The organism is Ensifer meliloti, from assembly GCF_030064585.1.
Lineage (GTDB): Bacteria > Pseudomonadota > Alphaproteobacteria > Rhizobiales > Rhizobiaceae > Sinorhizobium > Sinorhizobium meliloti.
This window is the reverse complement of record NZ_CP120364.1, coordinates 869,073-889,308: the sequence shown is the minus strand read 5'-3', so window position 1 is coordinate 889,308 and position 20,236 is coordinate 869,073. Positions and strand designations below refer to the sequence as shown.

At 64.8% G+C, this 20,236-nt stretch carries 15 protein-coding genes; 9 read left to right on the top strand and 6 right to left on the bottom strand.

From position 1 onward, the window contains the following. Window positions 1-21 precede the first annotated feature (21 nt). From PZL22_RS04010 to PZL22_RS03995, 4 genes are all read right to left on the bottom strand, one after another. Window positions 22-1,527, bottom strand: a complete 1,506-nt coding sequence (locus PZL22_RS04010) for a tripartite tricarboxylate transporter permease (RefSeq protein ID WP_003527915.1) — start codon at window positions 1,525-1,527, stop codon at window positions 22-24. Window positions 1,528-1,539: 12 nt separating this feature from the next. After that, window positions 1,540-2,001, bottom strand: coding sequence for a tripartite tricarboxylate transporter TctB family protein (locus tag PZL22_RS04005; protein ID WP_003527917.1), 462 nt, complete (start codon window positions 1,999-2,001; stop codon window positions 1,540-1,542). Window positions 2,002-2,207: 206 nt separating this feature from the next. Continuing rightward, window positions 2,208-3,185, bottom strand: a complete 978-nt coding sequence (locus tag PZL22_RS04000) for a tripartite tricarboxylate transporter substrate binding protein BugD (protein ID WP_033048526.1) — start codon at window positions 3,183-3,185, stop codon at window positions 2,208-2,210. Window positions 3,186-3,435: 250 nt separating this feature from the next. Then, on the bottom strand, window positions 3,436-4,224 hold the full coding sequence (locus tag PZL22_RS03995) for a pseudouridine synthase (protein ID WP_003527920.1): 789 nt from the start codon (window positions 4,222-4,224) through the stop codon (window positions 3,436-3,438). 183 nt (window positions 4,225-4,407) lie between these two features. On the opposite strand from PZL22_RS03995, the gene PZL22_RS03990 reads away from it, so the two are divergent. After that, a complete protein-coding gene (locus PZL22_RS03990; RefSeq protein ID WP_127613876.1) occupies window positions 4,408-8,025 on the top strand; it encodes a hydantoinase B/oxoprolinase family protein in 3,618 nt (1,205 codons plus the stop codon). A 77-nt stretch (window positions 8,026-8,102) separates the two neighbouring features. Here the strand turns inward: PZL22_RS03990 and PZL22_RS03985 are convergent, their stop codons facing one another. Both PZL22_RS03985 and PZL22_RS03980 read right to left on the bottom strand, forming a co-directional pair. After that, complete coding sequence (locus tag PZL22_RS03985) at window positions 8,103-8,669, bottom strand: dienelactone hydrolase family protein (RefSeq protein WP_003527923.1); 567 nt, start codon at window positions 8,667-8,669, stop codon at window positions 8,103-8,105. Between the two features lie 533 nt (window positions 8,670-9,202). Continuing rightward, window positions 9,203-9,673, bottom strand: coding sequence for an Lrp/AsnC family transcriptional regulator (locus PZL22_RS03980; RefSeq protein ID WP_010974948.1), 471 nt, complete (start codon window positions 9,671-9,673; stop codon window positions 9,203-9,205). 116 nt (window positions 9,674-9,789) lie between these two features. On the opposite strand from PZL22_RS03980, the gene PZL22_RS03975 reads away from it, so the two are divergent. The 8 genes from PZL22_RS03975 (at window position 9,790) to PZL22_RS03940 (ending at window position 20,215) form a co-directional block, all read left to right on the top strand. Then, window positions 9,790-11,868 (top strand): alpha-ketoacid dehydrogenase subunit alpha/beta, encoded by a 2,079-nt coding sequence (locus PZL22_RS03975; protein WP_284718162.1) that lies wholly within the window; start codon window positions 9,790-9,792, stop codon window positions 11,866-11,868. 2 nt (window positions 11,869-11,870) lie between these two features. Continuing rightward, the gene (locus PZL22_RS03970; protein ID WP_003527929.1) at window positions 11,871-13,034 is read left to right on the top strand and encodes a dihydrolipoamide acetyltransferase family protein; all 1,164 of its coding nucleotides are present in this window, start codon (window positions 11,871-11,873) and stop codon (window positions 13,032-13,034) included. Between the two features lie 143 nt (window positions 13,035-13,177). Next, window positions 13,178-14,200 carry an ABC transporter substrate-binding protein gene (locus PZL22_RS03965; protein WP_003527931.1) on the top strand — a complete coding sequence of 341 codons (1,023 nt, stop codon included), beginning with the start codon at window positions 13,178-13,180 and terminating at the stop codon, window positions 14,198-14,200. Window positions 14,201-14,451: 251 nt separating this feature from the next. Continuing rightward, complete coding sequence (locus tag PZL22_RS03960) at window positions 14,452-15,957, top strand: sugar ABC transporter ATP-binding protein (RefSeq protein WP_127613872.1); 1,506 nt, start codon at window positions 14,452-14,454, stop codon at window positions 15,955-15,957. Continuing rightward, a complete protein-coding gene (locus PZL22_RS03955) occupies window positions 15,957-16,949 on the top strand; it encodes an ABC transporter permease (protein WP_003527943.1) in 993 nt (330 codons plus the stop codon). Before PZL22_RS03960 ends, PZL22_RS03955 begins: the two co-directional genes overlap by 1 nt. Further along, a complete protein-coding gene (locus PZL22_RS03950; RefSeq protein ID WP_003527945.1) occupies window positions 16,946-17,902 on the top strand; it encodes an ABC transporter permease in 957 nt (318 codons plus the stop codon). The genes PZL22_RS03955 and PZL22_RS03950 overlap by 4 nt, the downstream gene beginning before the upstream one ends. Before the next feature lie 13 nt (window positions 17,903-17,915). Continuing rightward, on the top strand, window positions 17,916-18,917 hold the full coding sequence (locus tag PZL22_RS03945; protein WP_003527947.1) for a LacI family DNA-binding transcriptional regulator: 1,002 nt from the start codon (window positions 17,916-17,918) through the stop codon (window positions 18,915-18,917). A 53-nt stretch (window positions 18,918-18,970) separates the two neighbouring features. Next, window positions 18,971-20,215 (top strand): Gfo/Idh/MocA family protein, encoded by a 1,245-nt coding sequence (locus PZL22_RS03940; RefSeq protein ID WP_284718161.1) that lies wholly within the window; start codon window positions 18,971-18,973, stop codon window positions 20,213-20,215. Window positions 20,216-20,236: the final 21 nt, after the last annotated feature.

Sequence of the window (20,236 nt, the reverse complement as noted above, 5' to 3'; positions counted from 1 at the left end):
GTGCAACCAGACTGATCCGGTTCAATCCTCCTCGACGAAGACCTGCTCGCGCTTTTTCTTGACGCTCGGCAGGAAGACGACGACAAGCACGGCGAGGGCGATGAGGAGCAGGGTCGCGCTGATCGGTCGAGTGACGAAGGTCGTCGGGTCGCCGCGTGAGAGGATCATGGCCCGCCTAAGGTTTTCCTCGAGCAGGGGGCCGAGCACGAAGCCGAGGAGCAGCGGCGCCGGTTCGCAGCGCAGCTTCAGGAGCAGGTAGCCGACAAGGCCGAAGAAGGCGACGGCGTAGAGGTCGTAGACGTTGGAGTTGACGCTGTACACCCCGATCGAGCAGAAGGCCATGATGATCGGGAAGAGCACGAAATAGGGGATCTTCAGGAGCTTCACCCAGAGGCCGATCAAAGGCAGGTTCAGGACCACCAGCATCAGGTTGCCGATCCACATCGAAGCGATGATTCCCCAGAAGAGCGCCGGCTGCTCCACCGCCACGTTCGGGCCGGGCACGATGCCCTGGATGATCATCGCACCGATCATCAGCGCCATCACAGGGTTTGCCGGAATGCCAAGGGTGAGCAATGGGATGAACGAGGTTTGCGCACCGGCATTGTTGGCGCTTTCAGGTCCGGCGACACCCGCGACGGCGCCGCGGCCGAATTCCTCCGGCCGGTCGGAGAGGCGCTTTTCCACCGTGTAGGAGGCGAAGGCGGCGAGGATCGCGCCGCCGCCGGGAAGTACGCCGAGCGCCGAGCCGATGGCCGTGCCGCGCAGGACCGGCGCGACCATCTGCCTGAAGTCCTCGCGCGTCGGCATCAGATCGGTGACCTTCGCCATCAGCACTTCGCGCGTCTTCTCGCTTTCGAGATTGCGGAGGATCTCGGCGATACCGAAGACGCCGACCGCCAGCGCCACGAAATTGAGACCGTCGGAATATTCCCGAATGCCGAGGGTGAAGCGCGGCGTGCCGGTATAGATATCGGTGCCCACGAGGCCGAGCAGCAGGCCGAGCGCCACCATCGCAAGCGCCTTGATGACCGATCCGTGCGCAAGCGCAACCGAGGAGACGAGGCCCACGATCATCAGCGAGAAATATTCCGCCGCGCCGAATTCGAGCGCGATCTCCGTCAAAGGCGGCGCGAAGAGTGCGACCAGGAATGTCGAGACCGTGCCGGCGAAGAACGAGCCGAGCGCTGCGATCGCGAGCGCCGTTCCGGCGCGGCCCTTGCGCGCCATCTGATAGCCGTCGATGGCGGTCACGGCAGAAGAGGATTCGCCGGGCATGTTGATCAGGATCGCGGTGGTCGATCCGCCATATTGAGCGCCGTAATAGATGCCGGCGAGCATGATCAGCGAGGAGACCGGCTCAAGCTGGAAGGTAATCGGCAGCAGCATGGCGATGGTCGCCGTGGCGCCGATGCCGGGCAGCACGCCGATCAGGGTGCCGAGGAGTACGCCGATCAGACAGAAGAGCAGGTTCGCCGGCGAGGCGGCCGTGGCGAAGCCGAGGGCAAGATTGCTGAAGAGTTCCATCGTCGCCGCCTCCTAGAACCGGGTCCACGGGCCGAACCGCTCGAATGGCAGGTTGAGACCGTAGCTGAAGACGCCGACCGAAAAGATGGTCAAGGCAAGCGAGAGGGCGATCGCCCAGAGCGGCTTCATCCGGCTGGAAGCAAAACAGGCGATCAGCGCCGTGAAGAAGAGGGAGGGGACGAAGCCGAGGCCGCGCACCGTCAGCCCGAAGAAGATCGGCGCCGGCAGGATGAAGAAGATGCCCCGGATGGCGATCGGCCCCATCGGCTCGCTGTGAACGCGCGCCGACTGAATGAGGATGATCAGGCCGAGCAGGATCAGCACGGCGGAGAGAACCAGCGGGAAATAGCCGGGGCCCATGCGAAAGGCGGTGCCGAGCTCGAGCCCGAACGACTGCCAGGCGAAGAACAGCCCGACTGCCGTCAGAATGCCGCCGCACAGCGCATTGGTCGTATCGAAGGAGATGGATTTCATTGGGTCCCCGTTATTTTCGCGAGCGCCGATCCTCTTCCGATGAAAAGTGCCGCGCCCGGTCTTTGCCGTACATCTTCGCATGTTCTGACGGCTGATGCATGTCGTCCGTAAGTGGGCAGCCGACGCATCGCCTGTTGACAGCTGTCAACGCCCGTGCGTGCGCATCCTCGCTGCACGCCCGCACGGGCCGAGAGTCTGACGCGCGATCAGTCGGCGTACTGGCCGGCCGCCTCGATCACCGGCTTCCAGCGGGCGATCTCGCTTTCGAGCTTGGCTTTCAGCGCCGCCGGCGTCGCGTCGGCGTCGCTTGACGGCTCGGTGCCGAGTTCACCGAAGCGGGCGACGACGTTCTCGTCCTTGAGCGCCTTCTGCAACGACTTCGACAGCCGGTCGGTGACTTCGGCCGGCGTGCCTTTCGGCGCATAGATGCCGTGCCAAATGCCGACCTGGAAGCCGGAAAGGCCCGCTTCCTCGGCGGTCGGCAGATCGGGGAAGATCTTGAGGCGCTGCGGCGAGGTCACCGCATAGGCCTTGATCGTGCCGCCCTGGATCTGCTTCGTCGTGTTCGTCGTCTGGTCGCACATGATGTCGACCTGGCCGCCGAGCAGGTCGGTCATTGCCGGGCCGGTGCCTTTGTAGGGCACGGTCGTCAGTGGCGTTTCGATCGCGCTCATGAACATCATGCCGCAAAGATGCGACGCCGCGCCGATGCCGGCATTGGCGACCGTCACCGTGTCCTTGTTCGCCTTGACGTGTTCGATCAGGCCCTTGAGGTCGGTCGGCTCGAAATCCTTGCGGGCAACGATGGTCATCGGAACTTCGGTGACGAGGCCGACATATTCGAAGGCATTCAGCGTGTCATAGGCGAGCTTGCGATAGAGCGTCGCGCTGGTGGCCATGCCGATATGGTGCAGAAGCAACGTGTAGCCGTCCGGATCGGCCTGGGCGACGCGGCCCGCGCCGAGCGTCCCGCCGGCGCCGCCGACATTCTCGACGATGATCTGCTGGCCGAGATCCTTCGACATGGACTCGGCGACGAGGCGGGCAACCGTATCGGTCGGGCCGCCCGCCGAGAACGGCACCACCATGGTGATCGTGCGCTCCGGATAGGTCTGGGCGCTCGCCGAAGCGGCAAACAGGGAAACGGCGGCGGCTGCGCCCAGAAGTGCGTTCAGAATTTTCATCTTTTCCTCCCGGATGAAAGTCATCGACCAGCCGGCATGGTTCCTCCCGCCGGGTCTGGGTTCACCCATTAGCAAACGGGATTTTAGCACAGACAACCGTTGGCGGACGCCGTTTCATGCATTTACAGCGCATAGGCGCGGCAAATGGGTGGATTCGGAAACAAAACCGCTCGTCGATGGGTGGATTTCCGGACATCGGGCGACGGGGGGAGGTTTTTGCTGCGAGCCGCCGACGTTCGGCTGCGAATCGTCAAAGCCCTGTGCGGCGCCTGAGATAAAGGATCTCCGCCTCCGTGAGCGGCCGGCTCGCCCTCTTCGGCAGATCGCCCAGCCTGATCTCGCCGATCGAAACGCGCAGGAGACGCAGGCACTCGAAGCCGAGCACGTCGAGCATGCGGCGGATCTGGCGGTTGCGCCCTTCGTCAAGCTCCACCTCGATCCAGCTGTTCCTGTCTCCGCTTTTCAGGAGTTCGACCCGCACCGCGCGCAGCAGTTCGCCACCCTCCGTAACGCCTTCCACCATCCGTGCGGCCATGGCCTCGCCGAAAATGCCGCGCACCTGAACATGGTATACCTTGCCGAGATGGGTCTTCGGATCGAGCAGACGCTGCGCCAGCACCGTGTCGTTGGTGAAGAGGAGAAGTCCCTCGCTTGCCTTGTCGAGCCTGCCGACCGGCGAGAGGGACGGAACGTCGACCTCATCGAGACAGCTGAAGACCGTCGGCCGGCCCTCCGGATCGTCGCGGGTGGTCACGAGGCCGCGCGGCTTGTTCAGCATGAGATAGACCCTGGCCTGGGCGGCAATGACGGTTCCGTCGACGGCGATCCTGTCCGCTTCGATATCGACCCAGTGGGAGAGATCGGTGATCTTCCGGCCGGCGACGCTGACACGCCCTTCGGCGATCAGCTTTTCGGCCTGCGTCCTCGAGCAGTAGCCGAGCTTAGAGAGCGCCCGGGCGAGCGTCACGCGCTTGCCGGGCAGTTCGCCGGCTTTCTCGTCTCCGACCCGCCTTTTCGCCGTAGGGCGGCGCTGTTTCACCGTTTCCGTCTCCGCTGTTGGACCGTGCCTCCTCTGACATAAATGGCGGTGCTAGGCCAGAGATCCGGCACAGGCATCGGCTCCCTTTTCGCTGGTGGCGCGCCTCTTCTTCCCTTGCCTGCCGGTCGTCGCCGGCCCATAAAAAGCGCCTATGGAAGCGGCGGCATTGCGGAGGAGCTGGAGATGAGCGTGACGGGAGCTTGGGATTTCTGGGTGGATCGCGGCGGTACCTTCACCGACGTGGTCGGCCGCGATCCGGCGGGCGCCTTGCACGCGCTGAAGGTCCTTTCGGAAAATCCCGGTGCCTATCGCGATGCGGCGGTCCACGGCATCCGGCAGCATCTCGGCCTCGGCTCCGGCGATCCGGTCCCGGCGGGCTTGGTCGGCGAGGTCAGGATGGGCACCACGGTCGCCACCAATGCGTTGCTGGAGCGCAAGGGCGAGCGGTTGGCGCTCGTCACGACGCGCGGGTTCCGCGATGCGCTCAGGATCGGCTATCAGGAACGCAAGAAGATCTTCGCTACCGAGATCATCAAGCCCGAGGCACTCTATTCGGATATCGTAGAGCTCGACGAGCGGGTGCTCGCCGACGGCACGATCGAGCGGCCGCTCGACGAGGCGGCGGTGCGTCTGGCGCTAGAAGGGCTGAAAGCCGCTGGCTACGGGGCGGTCGCCATCGTCCTGATGCACGCTTACAAATATCCCGCCCACGAGGCGAGCGTCGCCAAGATCGCGCGCTCCATCGGGTTCGAGCAGGTATCCGTCAGCCACGAGGTCTCGCCGCTCGTCAAATATGTCGGCCGTGGCGACACGACCGTGATCGACGCCTATCTCTCGCCCGTGCTCGGCCGCTATGTGGCGCAGGTTTCGGAAGAGCTGGACGTCGCCCGATCCGGCGCCCGGCTCATGTTCATGATGTCGTCCGGCGGGCTCACGGCAGCGGAGATGTTCCAGGGCAAGGATGCGATCCTCTCCGGACCCGCGGGCGGCGTCGTCGGTCTGGCGCGGACGGGCGAGGCGGCCGGATTCGGCCGCGTGATCGGCTTCGACATGGGCGGAACCTCGACCGACGTCGCCCATTTTGACGGCGAGTACGAGCGCGCCTTCGAGACGGAGGTTGCGGGAGTGCGGGTGCGCGCGCCGATGATGCTGATCCACACGGTTGCCGCCGGCGGCGGCTCGGTCCTCCATTTCGACGGCGAGCGCTTCCGTGTCGGTCCGGATTCGGCCGGCGCCAATCCCGGTCCCGCCTGTTACCGCAACGGCGGACCTCTTGCCGTCACCGATGCCAACGTCATGCTCGGTAAGCTGTTGCCGGAACATTTTCCGGCGATCTTCGGCCCGGAGCAGAACCTGCCGCTCGACGTGGAGACCGTGCGTGACCGTTTCGTCGTGCTAGCGGCCGAGATCGGCGACGGACGGAGCCCCGAGGACGTCGCCGACGGCTTCATCCGCATCGCGGTCGCCAACATGGTCGAGGCGATCAAGAAGATTTCCGTAAGCCGCGGCTATGACGTGACGCGCTATGCGCTCAACTGCTTCGGCGGCGCCGGCGGGCAACACGCCTGCCTGGTCGCCGATGCGCTCGGCATGAAGAGTATTCTCCTGCATCCGATGTCCGGGCTGCTCTCGGCCTACGGTATGGGCCTTGCCGACATTCGCGCCACGCGGCAGAAGGCGCTCGGGGCCGCTCTCGACGAGGCCGCACCAAGCGCACTTGCCGCACTTGGCCACGAACTGCAATCGGAATGCCTGGCGGAACTGGAAGCGCAAGGGATCGCCCGTGAGCGGATACGCACGCATCTGCGCGCGCATATCCGCTATGCGGGAACCGACACGGTCCTGCCGGTGGAAGCGACCTTCCCGGATGAGGACGACCAGGCGCGGCTCCGCGGTGAATTCGAGCGTCTGCACAGGCGCCGCTTCGGATTCGTCGCCGAAAACAAGGCGTTGGTGATCGATGCGGTCGAGGTCGAAACGGTCGGCGGCGGGGCTGCGGAAATGGAAGCGGAAGGCCTTGCCGTGACGGCCGGACATGTCGTTGCGAACCGGTGGACCCGCTTCTATTCGCAAGGCACGTTTCACGACGCTCCGGTGGCGCTGCGTTCCGAAATCGGGCCAGGCCAGAAGTTCACCGGTCCGGCAATCATCATCGAGGCAAACCAGACGATCATTGTCGAGGACGGCTGGCAGGCGGAGTTAACGGCGAAAGACCATATCGTCCTGAGACGCATCAAGGCGCTGCCCGAGCGCACTGCGATCGGCACGAAGGCCGACCCGGTCATGCTGGAGATCTTCAACAATCTCTTCATGTCGGTCGCCGAGCAGATGGGCGTGACGCTGCAGAACACCGCCTATTCGGTCAATATCAAGGAGCGGCTCGACTTCTCCTGCGCGGTCTTCGACAACAAGGGAAATCTGGTCGCCAACGCGCCGCACATGCCGGTGCATCTGGGCTCCATGGACGCTTCGGTCGCCACCGCGATCCGCGAGAACCCGGTGATCCATCCGGGCGATGTCTTCCTGATCAATGCGCCCTATAACGGCGGCACGCATCTGCCGGACCTGACGGTCTGCACGCCGGTCTTCGACGATGAGGGCCGCGAGATCCGCTTCTGGGTCGCAAGCCGCGGTCACCATGCGGATATCGGCGGTATCTCGCCGGGCTCGATGTCGCCGCTGGCCACCAATATCGAAGAGGAAGGCGTCTATATCGACAACTTCAAGCTCATCGACCGCGGCCGCTTCCGCGAGGAGGAACTGGAGGGGCTCTTGAACGGAGCGCGCTATCCGGTGCGCAACATCCTCCAGAACGTCAACGACCTCAAGGCACAGGTCGCGGCCAACGAGAAGGGCGTGGCGGAACTCAGGAAGATGATCGCGCAATTCGGGGAGGACGTGGTCGAGGCCTATATGGGGCACGTCCAGGACAATGCGGCCGAAAGTGTGCGCCGCGTGCTCGACCGATTGCCGGACGGCGAATTCTCCTACGAGATGGACCAGGGCTGCCGGATCGCGGTGAAGATCTCCATCGACCGCGGGAGCCGGGAAGCAACGGTCGATTTCACCGGAACGTCGCAGCAGCGTTCGGATAATTTCAACGCGCCGGAACCGGTGACGCGTGCCGCCGTGCTCTATGTCTTCCGGGTGCTGGTCGAGGCCGACATCCCGATGAATGCCGGTTGCCTGAGGCCTATCCGCATCGTCATACCGCAAGGCACCATGCTTTCGCCGCGCTACCCGGCGGCGGTCGTCGCCGGCAATGTAGAGGTGAGCCAGGCGGTCACCAACTGCCTCTTCGGCGCGGTCGAGGCGCAGGCCGCCGCGCAGGGAACAATGAACAACCTGACTTTCGGCAACGCCGACTACCAGTATTACGAGACGATCTGCTCCGGCGCGCCGGCCGGCCCCGGCTATGACGGAGCCGATGCGGTTCACACGCACATGACCAATTCGCGCCTGACCGACCCGGAAATCCTGGAGACTCGCTTCCCGGTCGTGCTCGAAGACTTCCACATCCGCAAGGGCTCGGGCGGGCGCGGCAAGTGGTCGGCGGGCGACGGTACACAGAGGACGATCCGCGCGCGCGAGCGGCTGGACTTCGCGATCCTTTCCGGCCACCGCCGCGTCCGGCCCTTCGGCCTGAAGGGCGGCGAGGAGGGGGAAAACGGCCGCAACTTTGTTCGCCGCAATGACGGCCGCATCGAAGAGCTGCCGGGCTCGGCCCATACGGTGCTCGAGGCCGGCGAGGCTTTCACGGTCGTGACGCCGACGGGCGGCGGTTATGGGAAGGCCTCTTAACGCCAAGGCTACGCGGATTGCCCCTTCTCCCCCGCCTGCGCGCGGCAGCGGGATAAGGGCAGACATCGAGCGTCCGCTCAAAGTGCCGCAAGGCAACGTTCGACGCGGCTCCAGGTGAGCCGGGCGGCTTCGGAATCGTAATCGGCAAGGGTGGCGTCGGTATAAATATGCCCGGCACCGGGATAGATGAAGACTTCCAGGGCGACCGGCGTCCGTTCGGCGTCAGCACGCCAGGCGGCGACTTCGTCTGCCGGTTCGAAGATATCCGGATCGGCGAGATGGACCTGCACCGGAAGCCCACGTCGTGCATTTGCCGGAATTTCGGCGATGCTGTGTAGAAAGAGAATTCCGGCCGTCTCCGGCCGCTTCGGCCACAGGCTGGCGGCAACAGCAGCGCCCATGGAAAAACCGCCGAGAACGGCATCGGCAGGCAGATCCGCGACCGCCCGCTCGGCGCGCTCGCAAAGGGTGCTCCAGCCGATCTCTTCCTTCAGGGCAAAGCCCTCCTCTATCGAGGAAGCAACCCGGCCTTCGTATAGGTCGGGCGTGAACACCTGGTGACCGGCCACGGTCAGGCGCTCGGCGACGCCCCGCTCGAACGGGCGCTGGCCGTAGACGGAATGGAAGAGGATCACTGTCGTCATGGCAGGGCTCCCTGGGGTTTGGTCGCAGGATGCACTTGAGCACGCCGAGCCAAGGACGGCAACAGGCGCAACCATGACCTGCAATCCGTTTCGAAGAACGATGGCGGCGCCCCCGAGGGAGGAGAAAGGGCGCCGCCTGTCGGTCGACTCTTCGGTGAGGGGGAGGGAATGGCGAGCCGACCCTCTTACGCTTCCAGTCGCTTCGGGCAAAAGCGACCGCGTCTAACGTCTCGCCCGGCGGATGGTTCCGAGAAAATTGCGACATGTGAGGGCACGTTCGGCGCCGTGGATGGGAGAAGAGCGGGAATGCTCAAGGCGAGGGTCGCAGAGCGATGCAGATGGGGCTGGGGCGGCGTCGCTCTGCGACCCTCGCGCGCCCGGGCGGCAGTTGGGGCTTTTCCGTTATCCCGTGAACGCGCAACCACCGGCATAGGTTATGGGAACTCGGCACGCAACGGTCCTAGGACCTATGGCCGGAAGTATCAGACTAAGGTCTTAGGGCAATTCCAGGAAAAGTGCGTAGCTTCAAAGATCTAGACGGGAACGGCGGTGGAGTATTTGACGCTCTTCAAGGCGAAGTGAGAAGACGAGTTCGCCACTGCCTCGTGGGTGAGAATGCCGCGCATCAGCAGGCGCTCGTAGTCGGCGACATCGGCAACGAGGACCCGCAGCAGGTAATCCCAGTCGCCCGACATGGAATAGCATTCGAGAACTTCCTCGTGGCTTTCCACGAAACGTTCGAAATTTCGGCGCGCAACCGGATCATGGGACTTCATGCGCACCTGGCAGAAGACGTTCAATCCGCGTCCAACCAGGTCGGGATTGACGAGGCTCACGGTCTTAACCAGCACCCCCGCCGTCTCCAGCGCCTTGATGCGCCGCCAGCAGGACGCCGGCGAGGCACCGACCGCCTCCGCCAGGGCTGCATGGCTGATGTCGCCTCGGTCCTGGAGGATCCCTAGAATCTTTCGGTCGATCGCATCGAGATTGAATGAATTCATCATAAATCCCTCGAAAGCGAAACAGCTTCATCAAACTCTAGCCAAAAAAGGATCAGATTGAAACCGTTTTGCGCGTCTAGCGGCGTAGTCTTGATCTCGGAGGACTGGAGGAGACCCTGATGGCTCAGGCCGCACTCAAAAAGGACCGGCGCAACGCACCGGACGAGAGCATCGACTGGAAGAAGGTCGTGCAACTTGTGCTCCTGTCGCGCGCGCTCGACGAGATGGAGGAGCAGCGCCTCGTCCCTGAGAAGAAGGTTCTCTACCAGTTCTCGGCACGTGGCCATGACATGGCGCAGATTCTCCTGGGGCTTCACCTTACGGGCAGGCACGATGCGGCATGCGGCTATTATCGCTCGCGCCCGCTGCTGCTGGCGCTCGGCGTCGATCCGGCGGACGCGCTCGGCTCGGCGATGGGGCGCGCGGGCGGATATTCCGACGGCCGGGATATCGGCGTCGTCTTCAACTATCCCAACCCGCACGGCCCCTCGGCCCTGCCGATGTGCGGAGGGGTCGGCACCCAGTATACCCCGACGGCCGGCTGGGCGCAGGCGATCACCTATTTCAGCGAAGTTCTCGGAAAAGAGGAATATCAAAAGGATATTGCCGTCGTGCTGGGCGGTGACGGTTCGGTTGCCTCCAACGGCTTCTGGTCCGCTCTGACGATCGCGACGACGCAGGACCTGCCGCTGCTTCTCTATATCGAAGACAACGGCTTCGGCATCTCCGTTCCCTCGAGCTTCCAGACGCCCGAAGGCAATATTGCCGGCAATCTCGCGGGCTGGAAAAACTTGACCGTGCTCGACGGCGACGGCTCGGATCCGGAAGAGGCCGCCCGGCTGACGAAAGGCGCCGTGGAACTGGTGCGCGAAGGACGGATGCCGGTGCTGCTCAGACTCGAGGTGCCCCGCCTCGAAGGGCACAGCTTCCAGGATACCCAGACCTACAAGAGCGAGGAGCTCGTCAGGAGCGAATGGGCACACGATCCGCTGCCGCGGCTGAGGGACTATCTCGTCCCCGCCATGTTGAGCGCCGAGGAATGGAACGAAGCTGCGAGAGACGCGAAGGCTGCCGCCGAACGGGCGCGCGTCGAGGCCGAATCCCGGCCGGTCGCCGACCCTGAAACCGTCACAAGCCATGTCTTCTTCGAAGGCCAGATGCAGGTCATGGGCGGACAGCACCCTGCCGGCTACCGTCCGCCGGAAACGACGGAGACCGCTACGGGCGACGGCCAGAGGATCAACATGGTGACGGCGATCCGCCGCACGCTCGATCACGAGATGTCGATGAACGAGCGGGTCGTCCTCTTCGGCGAGGATATCGGCCCGAAGGGCGGCGTTCATGCCGTGACCCTCGGGCTGCAGGAGAAATACGGTGCCGCCCGCGTCTTCGACACGTCGCTCTCGGAGGAGGGCATCATCGGCCGGGCGGTCGGAATGGCGCTGGCGGGCCTCGTGCCGGTGCCGGAAATCCAGTTCCGCAAATATGCCGAGCCCGCGATCGAGCAGCTCAACGATTGCGGCACGATCCGCTGGCGGACCAGCAACCGCTTCGCCGCGCCGATCGTCGTGCGTATGGCGGGGGGATTCTTCAAATGCGGCGATCCGTGGCACAGCCAGACGAACGAGGTCGCCTTCGTCCACCAGCCCGGCTGGAAGATCGCCGTTCCCTCCAACGCCGAGGACGCCGTCGGGCTCCTGCGCACCGCCTTGCGCGGCAACGATCCGGTGATCTTCTTCGAGCACCGGGCCATGCTCGACCATCCCTGGGCGCGGCGGCCCTATCCCGGCGATGCCTTCGCCCTGCCCTTCGGCAAGGCGAAATTCACGCGCGAAGGCCGCGACATCACCATCGTCACCTGGGGCGCCATGGTGCCGCGTTGCGAAGAGGCGGCAGAAGGGATCTCAGCCGACGTGATCGATCTGAGAACCCTGATGCCCTGGGACAGGAAAGCGGTCATCGCATCCGTGCGCCGCACCCGCCGGTGCCTCATCGTCCACGAGGACCTCGCGACGGCGGGTTTCGGCGCGGAGATTGCCGCAGCCGTCGCCGACGAAGCCTTCATCGATCTCGACGCGCCGATCTCGCGCCTCACCATGCCGGATATTCCCAGCCCCCATAATCCCGTCCTGCTCGACTGGGCGGTTCCTTCGACGGAACGCATACGCCAGAAGATCACCGACCTTCTGGAGTTCTGAAGATGGGCAACCTCATCGACATCCAGGCTCCGCTGGAGCAGGAGGGGACCAAAGCGGTCGTCCGCAACTGGCTCAGGAAGATCGGCGATCCGGTCAAATCGGGCGATCCGCTGGTCGAGCTCGAGACCGACAAGGTGACCCAGGAGGTGTCGGCGCCCGCCGACGGGGTGCTCGCGGAAATCCTGATGCGGAATGGCGACGATGCCACGCCCGGCGCCGTTCTCGGCCGGATCGGCAGCGAGGCTGCCGGGGCGGGACACGCGCCGCACTACTCGCCGGCCGTGCGGCATGCCGCGGAAGAATATGGCGTCGATCCGGCCACCGTCACCGGCACCGGCCGGGGTGGCCGCGTCACGCGCGCCGACATGGACAGGGCGTTTACCGCCCGGCAGGAAGGGCCTGCTTCGGTCGCGGCCGAGGCTGGCGACAGGGGAGCCGCCCCCAAGTCGCGCAGGATACCGCATACCGGCATGCGCGCCGCGATCGCCGAACATATGCTCAACTCCGTCACGACGGCGCCGCATGTGACGGCCGTGTTCGAGGCCGATTTCTCGGCGGTGATGCGCCATCGGGACGAGTACGGCAAGAGGCTTGCGGCGGACGGCACCAAGCGCTCCTATACGGCCTATGTGGTTTCGGCCTGCGTGGCGGCGATGCGCGCGGTCCCCGAGGTCAACAGCCGCTGGCACGAGGATGCGCTCGAAACGTTCGACGACATCAATATCGGCGTAGGGATTTCCCTCGGGGACAAGGGCCTCGTCGTGCCGGTGATCCATCGGGCGCAGGATTTGTCGCTTGCCGAGATTGCGGCCCGGCTGCAGGACCTGACGACGCGTGCGCGCTCGAACGCGCTCTCCCGCGCGGACGTGACGGGCGGCACCTTCACCATCTCCAATCATGGCGTCTCCGGATCGCTGCTCGCGGCGCCGATCATCATCAACCAGCCGCAATCAGCGATCCTCGGCGTGGGCAAGCTCGACAAGCGGGTGGTCGTCCGCGAGGTGGACGGCGCCGACACGCTCCAGATCCGTCCGATGGCCTATGTGTCGCTGACTATCGATCATCGTGCACTGGACGGCCACCAGACGAATGCGTGGCTGGCGCATTTCGTCCGCGTGATCGAGACCTGGCCTACTGATCGTGGCCGATTACATGCCGCAGATTAAAGTGCCACGCCTATTCTTGCGCGTCTGAAAAGACGCGCGGCGCTGTAGATGCCCCTCCCGGCCCCCAAATCATCGCCCAAAACGGCGATTGAAATCGATTACATTTTCTGGCTTCATGTGCCGGCAAGATTTGGGAGGATCTTATGAAGAAATTTTTCGCATTTGCGCTGGGCACGGTCGCGTCCATCGTCCTGTCGGCATCCGCTCACGCCGAGACCTTTAAAATCGGTCTCTCCAACGGCTGGGTCGGCAGCGAGTGGCGTACCCAGATGATCGACGAGGCAAAGGCCGCGGCTGCGGAATGGAAGGAAAAAGGCGTCGACGTCGAGGTCTCCGTCCAGAGCGCCAATGTCGACGTGCCCGGGCAGATCGCGCATATCCGCAACTTCATCGCGGAAGGGGTGAACGCCATCATCGTCAACCCCAACAGCCCGACCGCCTTCGATCCGATCTTCGCCCAGGCGAAGGAAGCCGGCATCCTGGTGATCGCCACCGATGCGGAAGTCTCTTCGCCGGATGCCATCTATGTCGGCATCGACCAGACCGCCTGGGGTGCCGCGGGCGCCAAATGGCTCGCCGAAACGCTCGGCGGCAAGGGCAAGGTGGTTGCGATCAACGGCGTAGCCGGCCATCCCGCAAACGAGATGCGCGTCGCCGGCTACAAGAGCGTCTTCAAGGATCATGCGGACATCCAGGTCGTCAACGAGGTCAATGCCAACTGGGACCAAGCCCAGGGCCAGCAGGCGATGCAGAACATCCTTGCCACCTATCCGGACATCAACGGCGTGCTGGTGCAGGACGGCATGGCGGCCGGCGCCTGGAAATCGATCATGGACGCCGGCAAGGCCGGCCAGATCGCGGCGACCGGCGAAATCCGCAAGGACTTCATCGACCTCTGGATCAAGGAAAAGCTGAATTCGGGCGCGACCGTAAACCCGCCCGGCGTCATGGCGAGCGCCCTCAACGTCGCCGTCCTGATGCTGCAGGGCAAGGAACTGAAGGAGCCGGCAAAGGCCGGACAATACGGCAACGCGCTCTACCTGCCGATCCCCTTCATCGACTCGAAGAACGTGGCGGAAGCCGCAAAGCAGCTCGAGGGCAAGCCCGGCTATTATTCCTATACGAGCTCGCTTTCAATCGAAGAGGCGGAAGCGCTGTTCAAGTGAGCCTTTCGGCAGGGCTCACGGTGCCGCGAGTCCTGGTGGGCGAGCGGTACCCGGCAGCGGCGTCATGGGTTTGACGCATTCATTCTTCCTCATCCCTGTGCCTGTCACAGGGATCCAGCAGCGCCGCGTCGGCGGCGCGGGAGAATCCTTTCGGCCCAAGGATCCGGGGTTGGCTGGATTCCTGTGACGAGCACAGGAATGAGGAACGGGAGGAGAGACCTCCCCAAACCGAAGCGAACGGACGAGTTTCCATGTCGAAGTTGAAACTGAGCGGCGTGAGCAAGGCTTACGGCGCGACCCTGGCGCTCCGCCGCGGCGACCTTGAGCTCATGGCCGGCGAGGTCCATGTCCTGATGGGTTCCAACGGCTCGGGAAAAAGCACCCTCTGCAAGATCATTGCGGGCAGCGTGCGGCCCGATGGCGGCAAGATCCTCGTCGACGACCAGCCGGTGACGATCAGCGGACCGCGCTCGGCGCGATCCCACGGCATAGGCATCTTCTATCAGGAACTCAGCCTCGCCGCGCGCCGCTCGGTCGAGGAGAACATCTCGCTTGGCAAGCTGCCGGTCAAATCGCGGGTCTTCATCGACCGTTCGGAACTCCGGCAGCGCGCGGCGCGCTATATCGGCCTTTTCGACGGCGTCTGCGGCGAAGGGTTTTCCGCCGACACACTCGTCGGCAACCTGCGCCCCGACCAGCGTCAGCTCGTCGAGATCATGAAGGCGCTGGCGAGCGAGGCGCCGCTCCTCATCTTCGACGAGCCGACCTCGGCGCTCGACCGAGCCCAGGTGGAGCGCTTCTTCGAAATCCTGCGCGATCTCAAACGTCGCGGGCGCGGCATCATCTTCATTTCGCACCGCATGGACGAGATCAAGGCGATGGGCGACCGCGTCACCATCATTCGCGACGGCGAGACCATCACCACGCTCAATCTGGGCGAAACCGATCCGGCGACCGTCATCCGGTTGATGGTCGGCGGTGCCGGCGACATGCCGGCATCGCAATCGTCGGTGCCGGCGGTGGTGGAGGGAGAGGGAGGCACAGCGCTGACGGTGCGCGATCTTTCCGGCCGCGGTTTCCGTAATGTGAGTTTCGAGGTTGGCCGCGGCGAGATTCTCGGCTTCGGCGGGCTGCACGGCCAGGGCCAATCGGCGGTGCTCAGAGCGATCTTCGGCGCCGGTTCGATCGCCTCGGGCGAAATCCTGATCGGCGATAGCCGTTTCGACGCTTCGAACCCGCGTGACGCGATCCGGCGCGGCTGCGCCTATGTCTCCGGCGACCGCAGCCGCGACGGCGTGATCAGCGGAAGGCCGATCATCGAGAACGTCACGCCGATCCATTATCTGCGCGACCGGCTGATGATCGCTCGTCCGGGCAAGTTGCGCGCCAAGGTAGCGCCGGCGCTCGACAGCCTGCACACCAAATTCGCGAGCCTCTTCCACCCGATCGGTTCGCTTTCGGGCGGCAACCAGCAGAAGGTGATCATCGCCCGCTGGCTGATCGACCGCCCCGACGTGCTGCTGCTCGACGACCCGACCAAGGGCATCGACCTGTCGGCCAAGGCGGACCTCTTCGCGCTGATCCGGCAACTGGCCGCGGAGGGGCTCGGCATCGTCCTCTATTCGTCGGAGGATGCCGAACTGCTCGGCAACGCCAACCGCATTCTCGTCTTCAACGGCGGATCGGTCAGCCGGGAGCTCACCGGGGCGGACCGCACCCGCTACAATCTGTACCAAGCCGCTTACGAGGCCGCGTGATGGCAGAGACCGCAACCGTCCCGACATACCGGCGCGCCGGCGGCATCGGCAGGCTGCTGGAGCGCTATCCTTTCCTGCCCGCGCTCGTGATCGTCGCAGCGCTCCTTCTCCTCAACGGCTTCTTTTCGCCGAACAGCTTGACATTCCGGGCTCTGACCGGGCTGCTCAGCACCTATATGGCGCTGATCCTGCTCGCGATCGCGCAGACCTACGTCGTCTATGCCGGCGACATCGACCTCTCGGCCGGCGCGATCCTCTCGCTGGTCAACGTCGCGATCGTGGTCCTGATGGAGCGCTGGGGAGGGGGCGCCGGCGCGGTGTTCCTGGCACTGGCCATCGGTCTCCTCCTCGGGCTCGCCTGCGGGCTCGTGAACGGCCTCGTGGTCGCGGCTCTGCGGCTGCAGGCGATCGTCGCGACCTTCGCGACCAGCATCTTCTTCACGGGCCTTGCGCTCTACATCCTGCCGGTTGCCGGCACGCCCGCGCCGGCGCTCTTCTGGCGCACCTATGGCGGGAGGCTTTTCGGCGTTCCCTTCGTCTTCTACATCCTGGCGGCCCTCGTCATCCTCCTCGCCGTGATGAGCCGCACCAGGCTGGTCACGCAACTGCTTGCCGTCGGCGACGACCAGCAGGCGGCCTATCAGACCGGGCTGCCTGTCATAACGACCCGGATCAAGGGCTATGTGCTCTGCGGCCTCTTCTCCGCGCTCGCCGCCTTCTGCATTACCGGCGATACCGCAAGCGGCGATCCGCTGGTCGGCGGCAAGATGACGCTCTACAGCGTCGCCGCGGTCGTGCTCGGCGGCAGCGCGCTCTCCGGCGGCTGGGGCACCGTCGTTGGCTCGCTGCTCGGGGCGCTGACGATCGGGCTCATCAACTCGGTCGTCTTCTTCATGGGCACGCCGTCCGAGTGGCAGAACTTCGTGCAGGGCCTTGCGATCCTCCTCGTCCTGATGGCGGGCGTGCTTGCCGGCAGGAGGGCGCGCTCATGAGCCGGGTGGTGTCCTTCGTCCGTCAGCCGATCGTCGTCGCGCTCGTGCTCATCGTGCTTCTCCTCTATCTCGGCGAGGCGCTGTCGCCGGGCTTTGCGACCGGCGGTCAGATCCTGCGGCTCCTGATCGTCGCCTCGCTGCTCGGCATCGTCGCGGCCGGACAGAACGTCGTCATACTCGGCGGACGCGAAGGAATCGATCTCTCGGTCGGCGGCGTCGTCTCGCTCGCGGCAATCCTCGCGGGCAACGTCATGAACGGCGCCGATGGCGGCATCCTGCCGGCCGTCGCCGCCTGTCTCGCGGCCGGCGCCTTCTTCGGCCTCTTGAACGGGCTCGGCGTCACGCTCCTCAGAATCCCGCCGCTGGTGATGACGCTCGGAATGCTGGGGGTGCTGCAGGGGCTTCTCGTCGTCATCCGGATGGGAATTCCCTCCGGCCAGGCCGCGCCCGCGCTCTCGCGCTTCGTCACGCAACCGCTCGCCTATGGCATTCCCGGCATCATCTGGCTGTGGATCGTGATCGGCATCCTCCTGGCGCTCATGCTCAACCGCACCGTCTTCGGCCACCGCATCTATGCAATCGGCTCGAACGAGCACGCGGCCTACATGGCGGGCGTGCCGGTCAAGCTGGTCCGCATCGCGCTCTTCATGATCTCCGGCATGTTCGCCGCGACCGCCGGACTCTGCCTGCTCGGCTATTCCGGCACGTCCTTCGCCAATGTCGGCGAGCAGTACATGCTCCCCTCGATCATCGCGGTCGTCTTCGGCGGCACATCGCTTGCCGGGGGCAAGGGCGGCTACACCGGAACCATGGCGGGCGCGGTCCTGCTGGTCATCCTGCAGAGCATCCTGACGACGATCAACATCGAGGAGTCCGGACGCCAGATGGTGTTCGGCGCGACGCTGCTCCTGCTCATGATGTTCTATGGACGCGGCCGGGCGATGCGCGCATGAGGGACCGCCGAGGATGAGGGACCGGCCGAAGATCAAGGACATCGCCGAGAAGGCGGGCGTGTCGGTGGCCACCGTCTCGCGCGCCCTTGCCGCTTCGACGCTGGTGACCGCCGAGACGCGCCAGCGCGTGCTCGACCTGGCGCGCGAGCTCGATTACCGTCCGAATGTCAGCGCCCGAAATCTGCGCACCCGCAGGTCCATGACGGTGCTGATGGTCGTGCGCGATGTCGGCAATCCCTTCTACCTCGACATCCTCAAGGGCGTCGAGGCTACGGCGCGCGAAGCCGGCTATGCCGTGCTGATGGGCAATACGGAGAACGACCCGGCCCGCGAGACCGAGTATTTCAACATGCTGCGCGACGGACATGCCGACGGCATGATCCTGATGACCGGCAAGCTGCCGTCCGCCGGCGATTGGAACCATCTGCCCGTGGTGGTGGCGCTGGAAATGATCGAGGGCTCGGGCCTGCCGCATGTGCAGGTCGACAATGTCGCCGCGGCCCGCGGTGCCGTCGAGCACCTGATTTCGCTCGGCCATCGGAGGATCGCTCATATCTCCGGCCCCGTTCCCGAGCCGATGAGCGTCTATCGGCGGGAGGGGTTTCGCCTGGCGATGCGCGATGCCGGGCTGACGATTCCAGCCGGCTACGAGGTGCGGGGCGACTTCCTGATCGAAAGCGGCGAGGAATGCTGCCGCTCGCTCTTCTCTCTTTCAGATCCGCCGACGGCGCTTTTCGTCGCCAATGACGAAATGGCCTATGGCGCCGTCCACGAATTGAGACGAATCGGACGCGACGTGCCGGGCGACGTGTCGGTCGTCGGCTTCGACGATCTCTATCTGAGCAAGGCCTTCTATCCGCCGCTGACGACGGTCGGCCAGCCGCGCTCCGAGATCGGCCGCACCGCCATGGCGGTGCTCCTTGGAATTCTGGCGGGCGGCTCGGAGGGAGCCGAAACGATCGTGCTGCCCACGGTCCTGAAGGTCCGAGGCAGCACGGCGCCGCCACTTATCTGAAAGCGCATGCGGGCGGCTGGAGGCGGTCGCCGTTGGATACCGGGGAGGAAAGAATGACCACATTACCGAAACAGATTTTGCGAGTCGGCTTCGTCGGCACCGGCTTCATCGCTCATTTCCACCTGAAATCGCTCATCGGGGTACGCAATGTCGAGGTGACCGGCGTCTACAGCCGCAATCCCGAAAACCGCGCGCGCTTCGCAAGCGAAGTCGAGGCGCTCGATCTCGGCGAGTGCCGCGCGCATGAGAGTCTCGAATCGCTCCTGTCCGCCGGCGATGTCGACGCGGTTTGGATTCTGTCGCCGAACTACACGCGGCTCGACGTCATGCGGACGCTCCACCGGGAGGCCAAGGCGGGACGCAGCAAGATCTTCGCGGTCGCCTGCGAGAAGCCGCTTGCGCGCACTGTGGTGGAGGCACGCGAGATGCTGCACCTGGCCGAGGATGCCGGTCTCAACCATGGCTATCTCGAAAACCAGGTCTTCTGCACGCCGGTGCTGCGCGGCAAGGAGATCATCTGGCGGCGCGCCGCCTCGACCACCGGCCGGCCCTACCTCGCACGCGCTGCGGAAGAACATGCCGGTCCGCACGAGCCCTGGTTCTGGCAGGGCGACAAGCAGGGCGGCGGGGTGCTTTCCGATATGATGTGCCACAGCGTCGAGGTGGCGCGCCACCTGCTCACGGCGCCCGGCGCGCTTCGCAACTCGCTGAAGGTCAAGTCGGTGAACGGCACGGTGGCGAACCTCAAATGGACGCGGGCGGGCTATGCCGATGAGCTGCGCCGCCGCTTCGGTGAGGATGTCGACTACCGCCGGCGCCCATCGGAGGATTTCGCCCGGGCGACCGTGACGCTGGAGGACGAGGAGGGCAACGAACTGATGATCGAGGCAACGACCTCCTGGGCCTATGTCGGCGCCGGCCTGCGCATCCAGCTCGAGCTTCTCGGGCCCGAATATGCGCTGGAGTACAATTCGCTCGGCACCGGCTTGAAGATATTCCTGTCGCGGGCCGTGCAGGGCACCGAAGGCGAGGACCTCGTCGAAAAACAGAATGCCGAGCAGGGCCTGATGCCGGTGCTTGAGGACGAGGCCGGTGTCTACGGCTATACTGACGAAAACCGCCACATGGTCGAATGCTTCCGCAAGGGGATAAAGCCGCTCGAAACCTTCGAGGACGGCCTGGCGGTCGTCGAAATCCTCATGGGCCTCTACCGCTCCGCCGAGATCGGCGCCACGCTGCATTTTCCCGCGCCGGAGCTGGAAGACTATGTGCCCGTCGTGGCGCGGACGGGGGCGTAGTTCTTTCGCTTCAACCCGGTC

Coding starts and splice junctions, on each gene's coding strand:
- PZL22_RS04010 (WP_003527915.1), bottom strand. CDS start 1,527: ATGGAACTCTTCAGCAATCTTGCCCTCGGCTTCGCCACGGCCGCCTCG.
- PZL22_RS03970 (WP_003527929.1), top strand. CDS start 11,871: ATGGGCAACCTCATCGACATCCAGGCTCCGCTGGAGCAGGAGGGGACC.
- PZL22_RS03965 (WP_003527931.1), top strand. CDS start 13,178: ATGAAGAAATTTTTCGCATTTGCGCTGGGCACGGTCGCGTCCATCGTC.
- PZL22_RS03985 (WP_003527923.1), bottom strand. CDS start 8,669: ATGACGACAGTGATCCTCTTCCATTCCGTCTACGGCCAGCGCCCGTTC.
- PZL22_RS03960 (WP_127613872.1), top strand. CDS start 14,452: ATGTCGAAGTTGAAACTGAGCGGCGTGAGCAAGGCTTACGGCGCGACC.
- PZL22_RS03990 (WP_127613876.1), top strand. CDS start 4,408: ATGAGCGTGACGGGAGCTTGGGATTTCTGGGTGGATCGCGGCGGTACC.
- PZL22_RS03950 (WP_003527945.1), top strand. CDS start 16,946: ATGAGCCGGGTGGTGTCCTTCGTCCGTCAGCCGATCGTCGTCGCGCTC.
- PZL22_RS03945 (WP_003527947.1), top strand. CDS start 17,916: ATGAGGGACCGGCCGAAGATCAAGGACATCGCCGAGAAGGCGGGCGTG.
- PZL22_RS04000 (WP_033048526.1), bottom strand. CDS start 3,185: ATGAAAATTCTGAACGCACTTCTGGGCGCAGCCGCCGCCGTTTCCCTG.
- PZL22_RS03955 (WP_003527943.1), top strand. CDS start 15,957: ATGGCAGAGACCGCAACCGTCCCGACATACCGGCGCGCCGGCGGCATC.
- PZL22_RS03940 (WP_284718161.1), top strand. CDS start 18,971: ATGACCACATTACCGAAACAGATTTTGCGAGTCGGCTTCGTCGGCACC.
- PZL22_RS04005 (WP_003527917.1), bottom strand. CDS start 2,001: ATGAAATCCATCTCCTTCGATACGACCAATGCGCTGTGCGGCGGCATT.
- PZL22_RS03980 (WP_010974948.1), bottom strand. CDS start 9,673: ATGATGAATTCATTCAATCTCGATGCGATCGACCGAAAGATTCTAGGG.
- PZL22_RS03975 (WP_284718162.1), top strand. CDS start 9,790: ATGGCTCAGGCCGCACTCAAAAAGGACCGGCGCAACGCACCGGACGAG.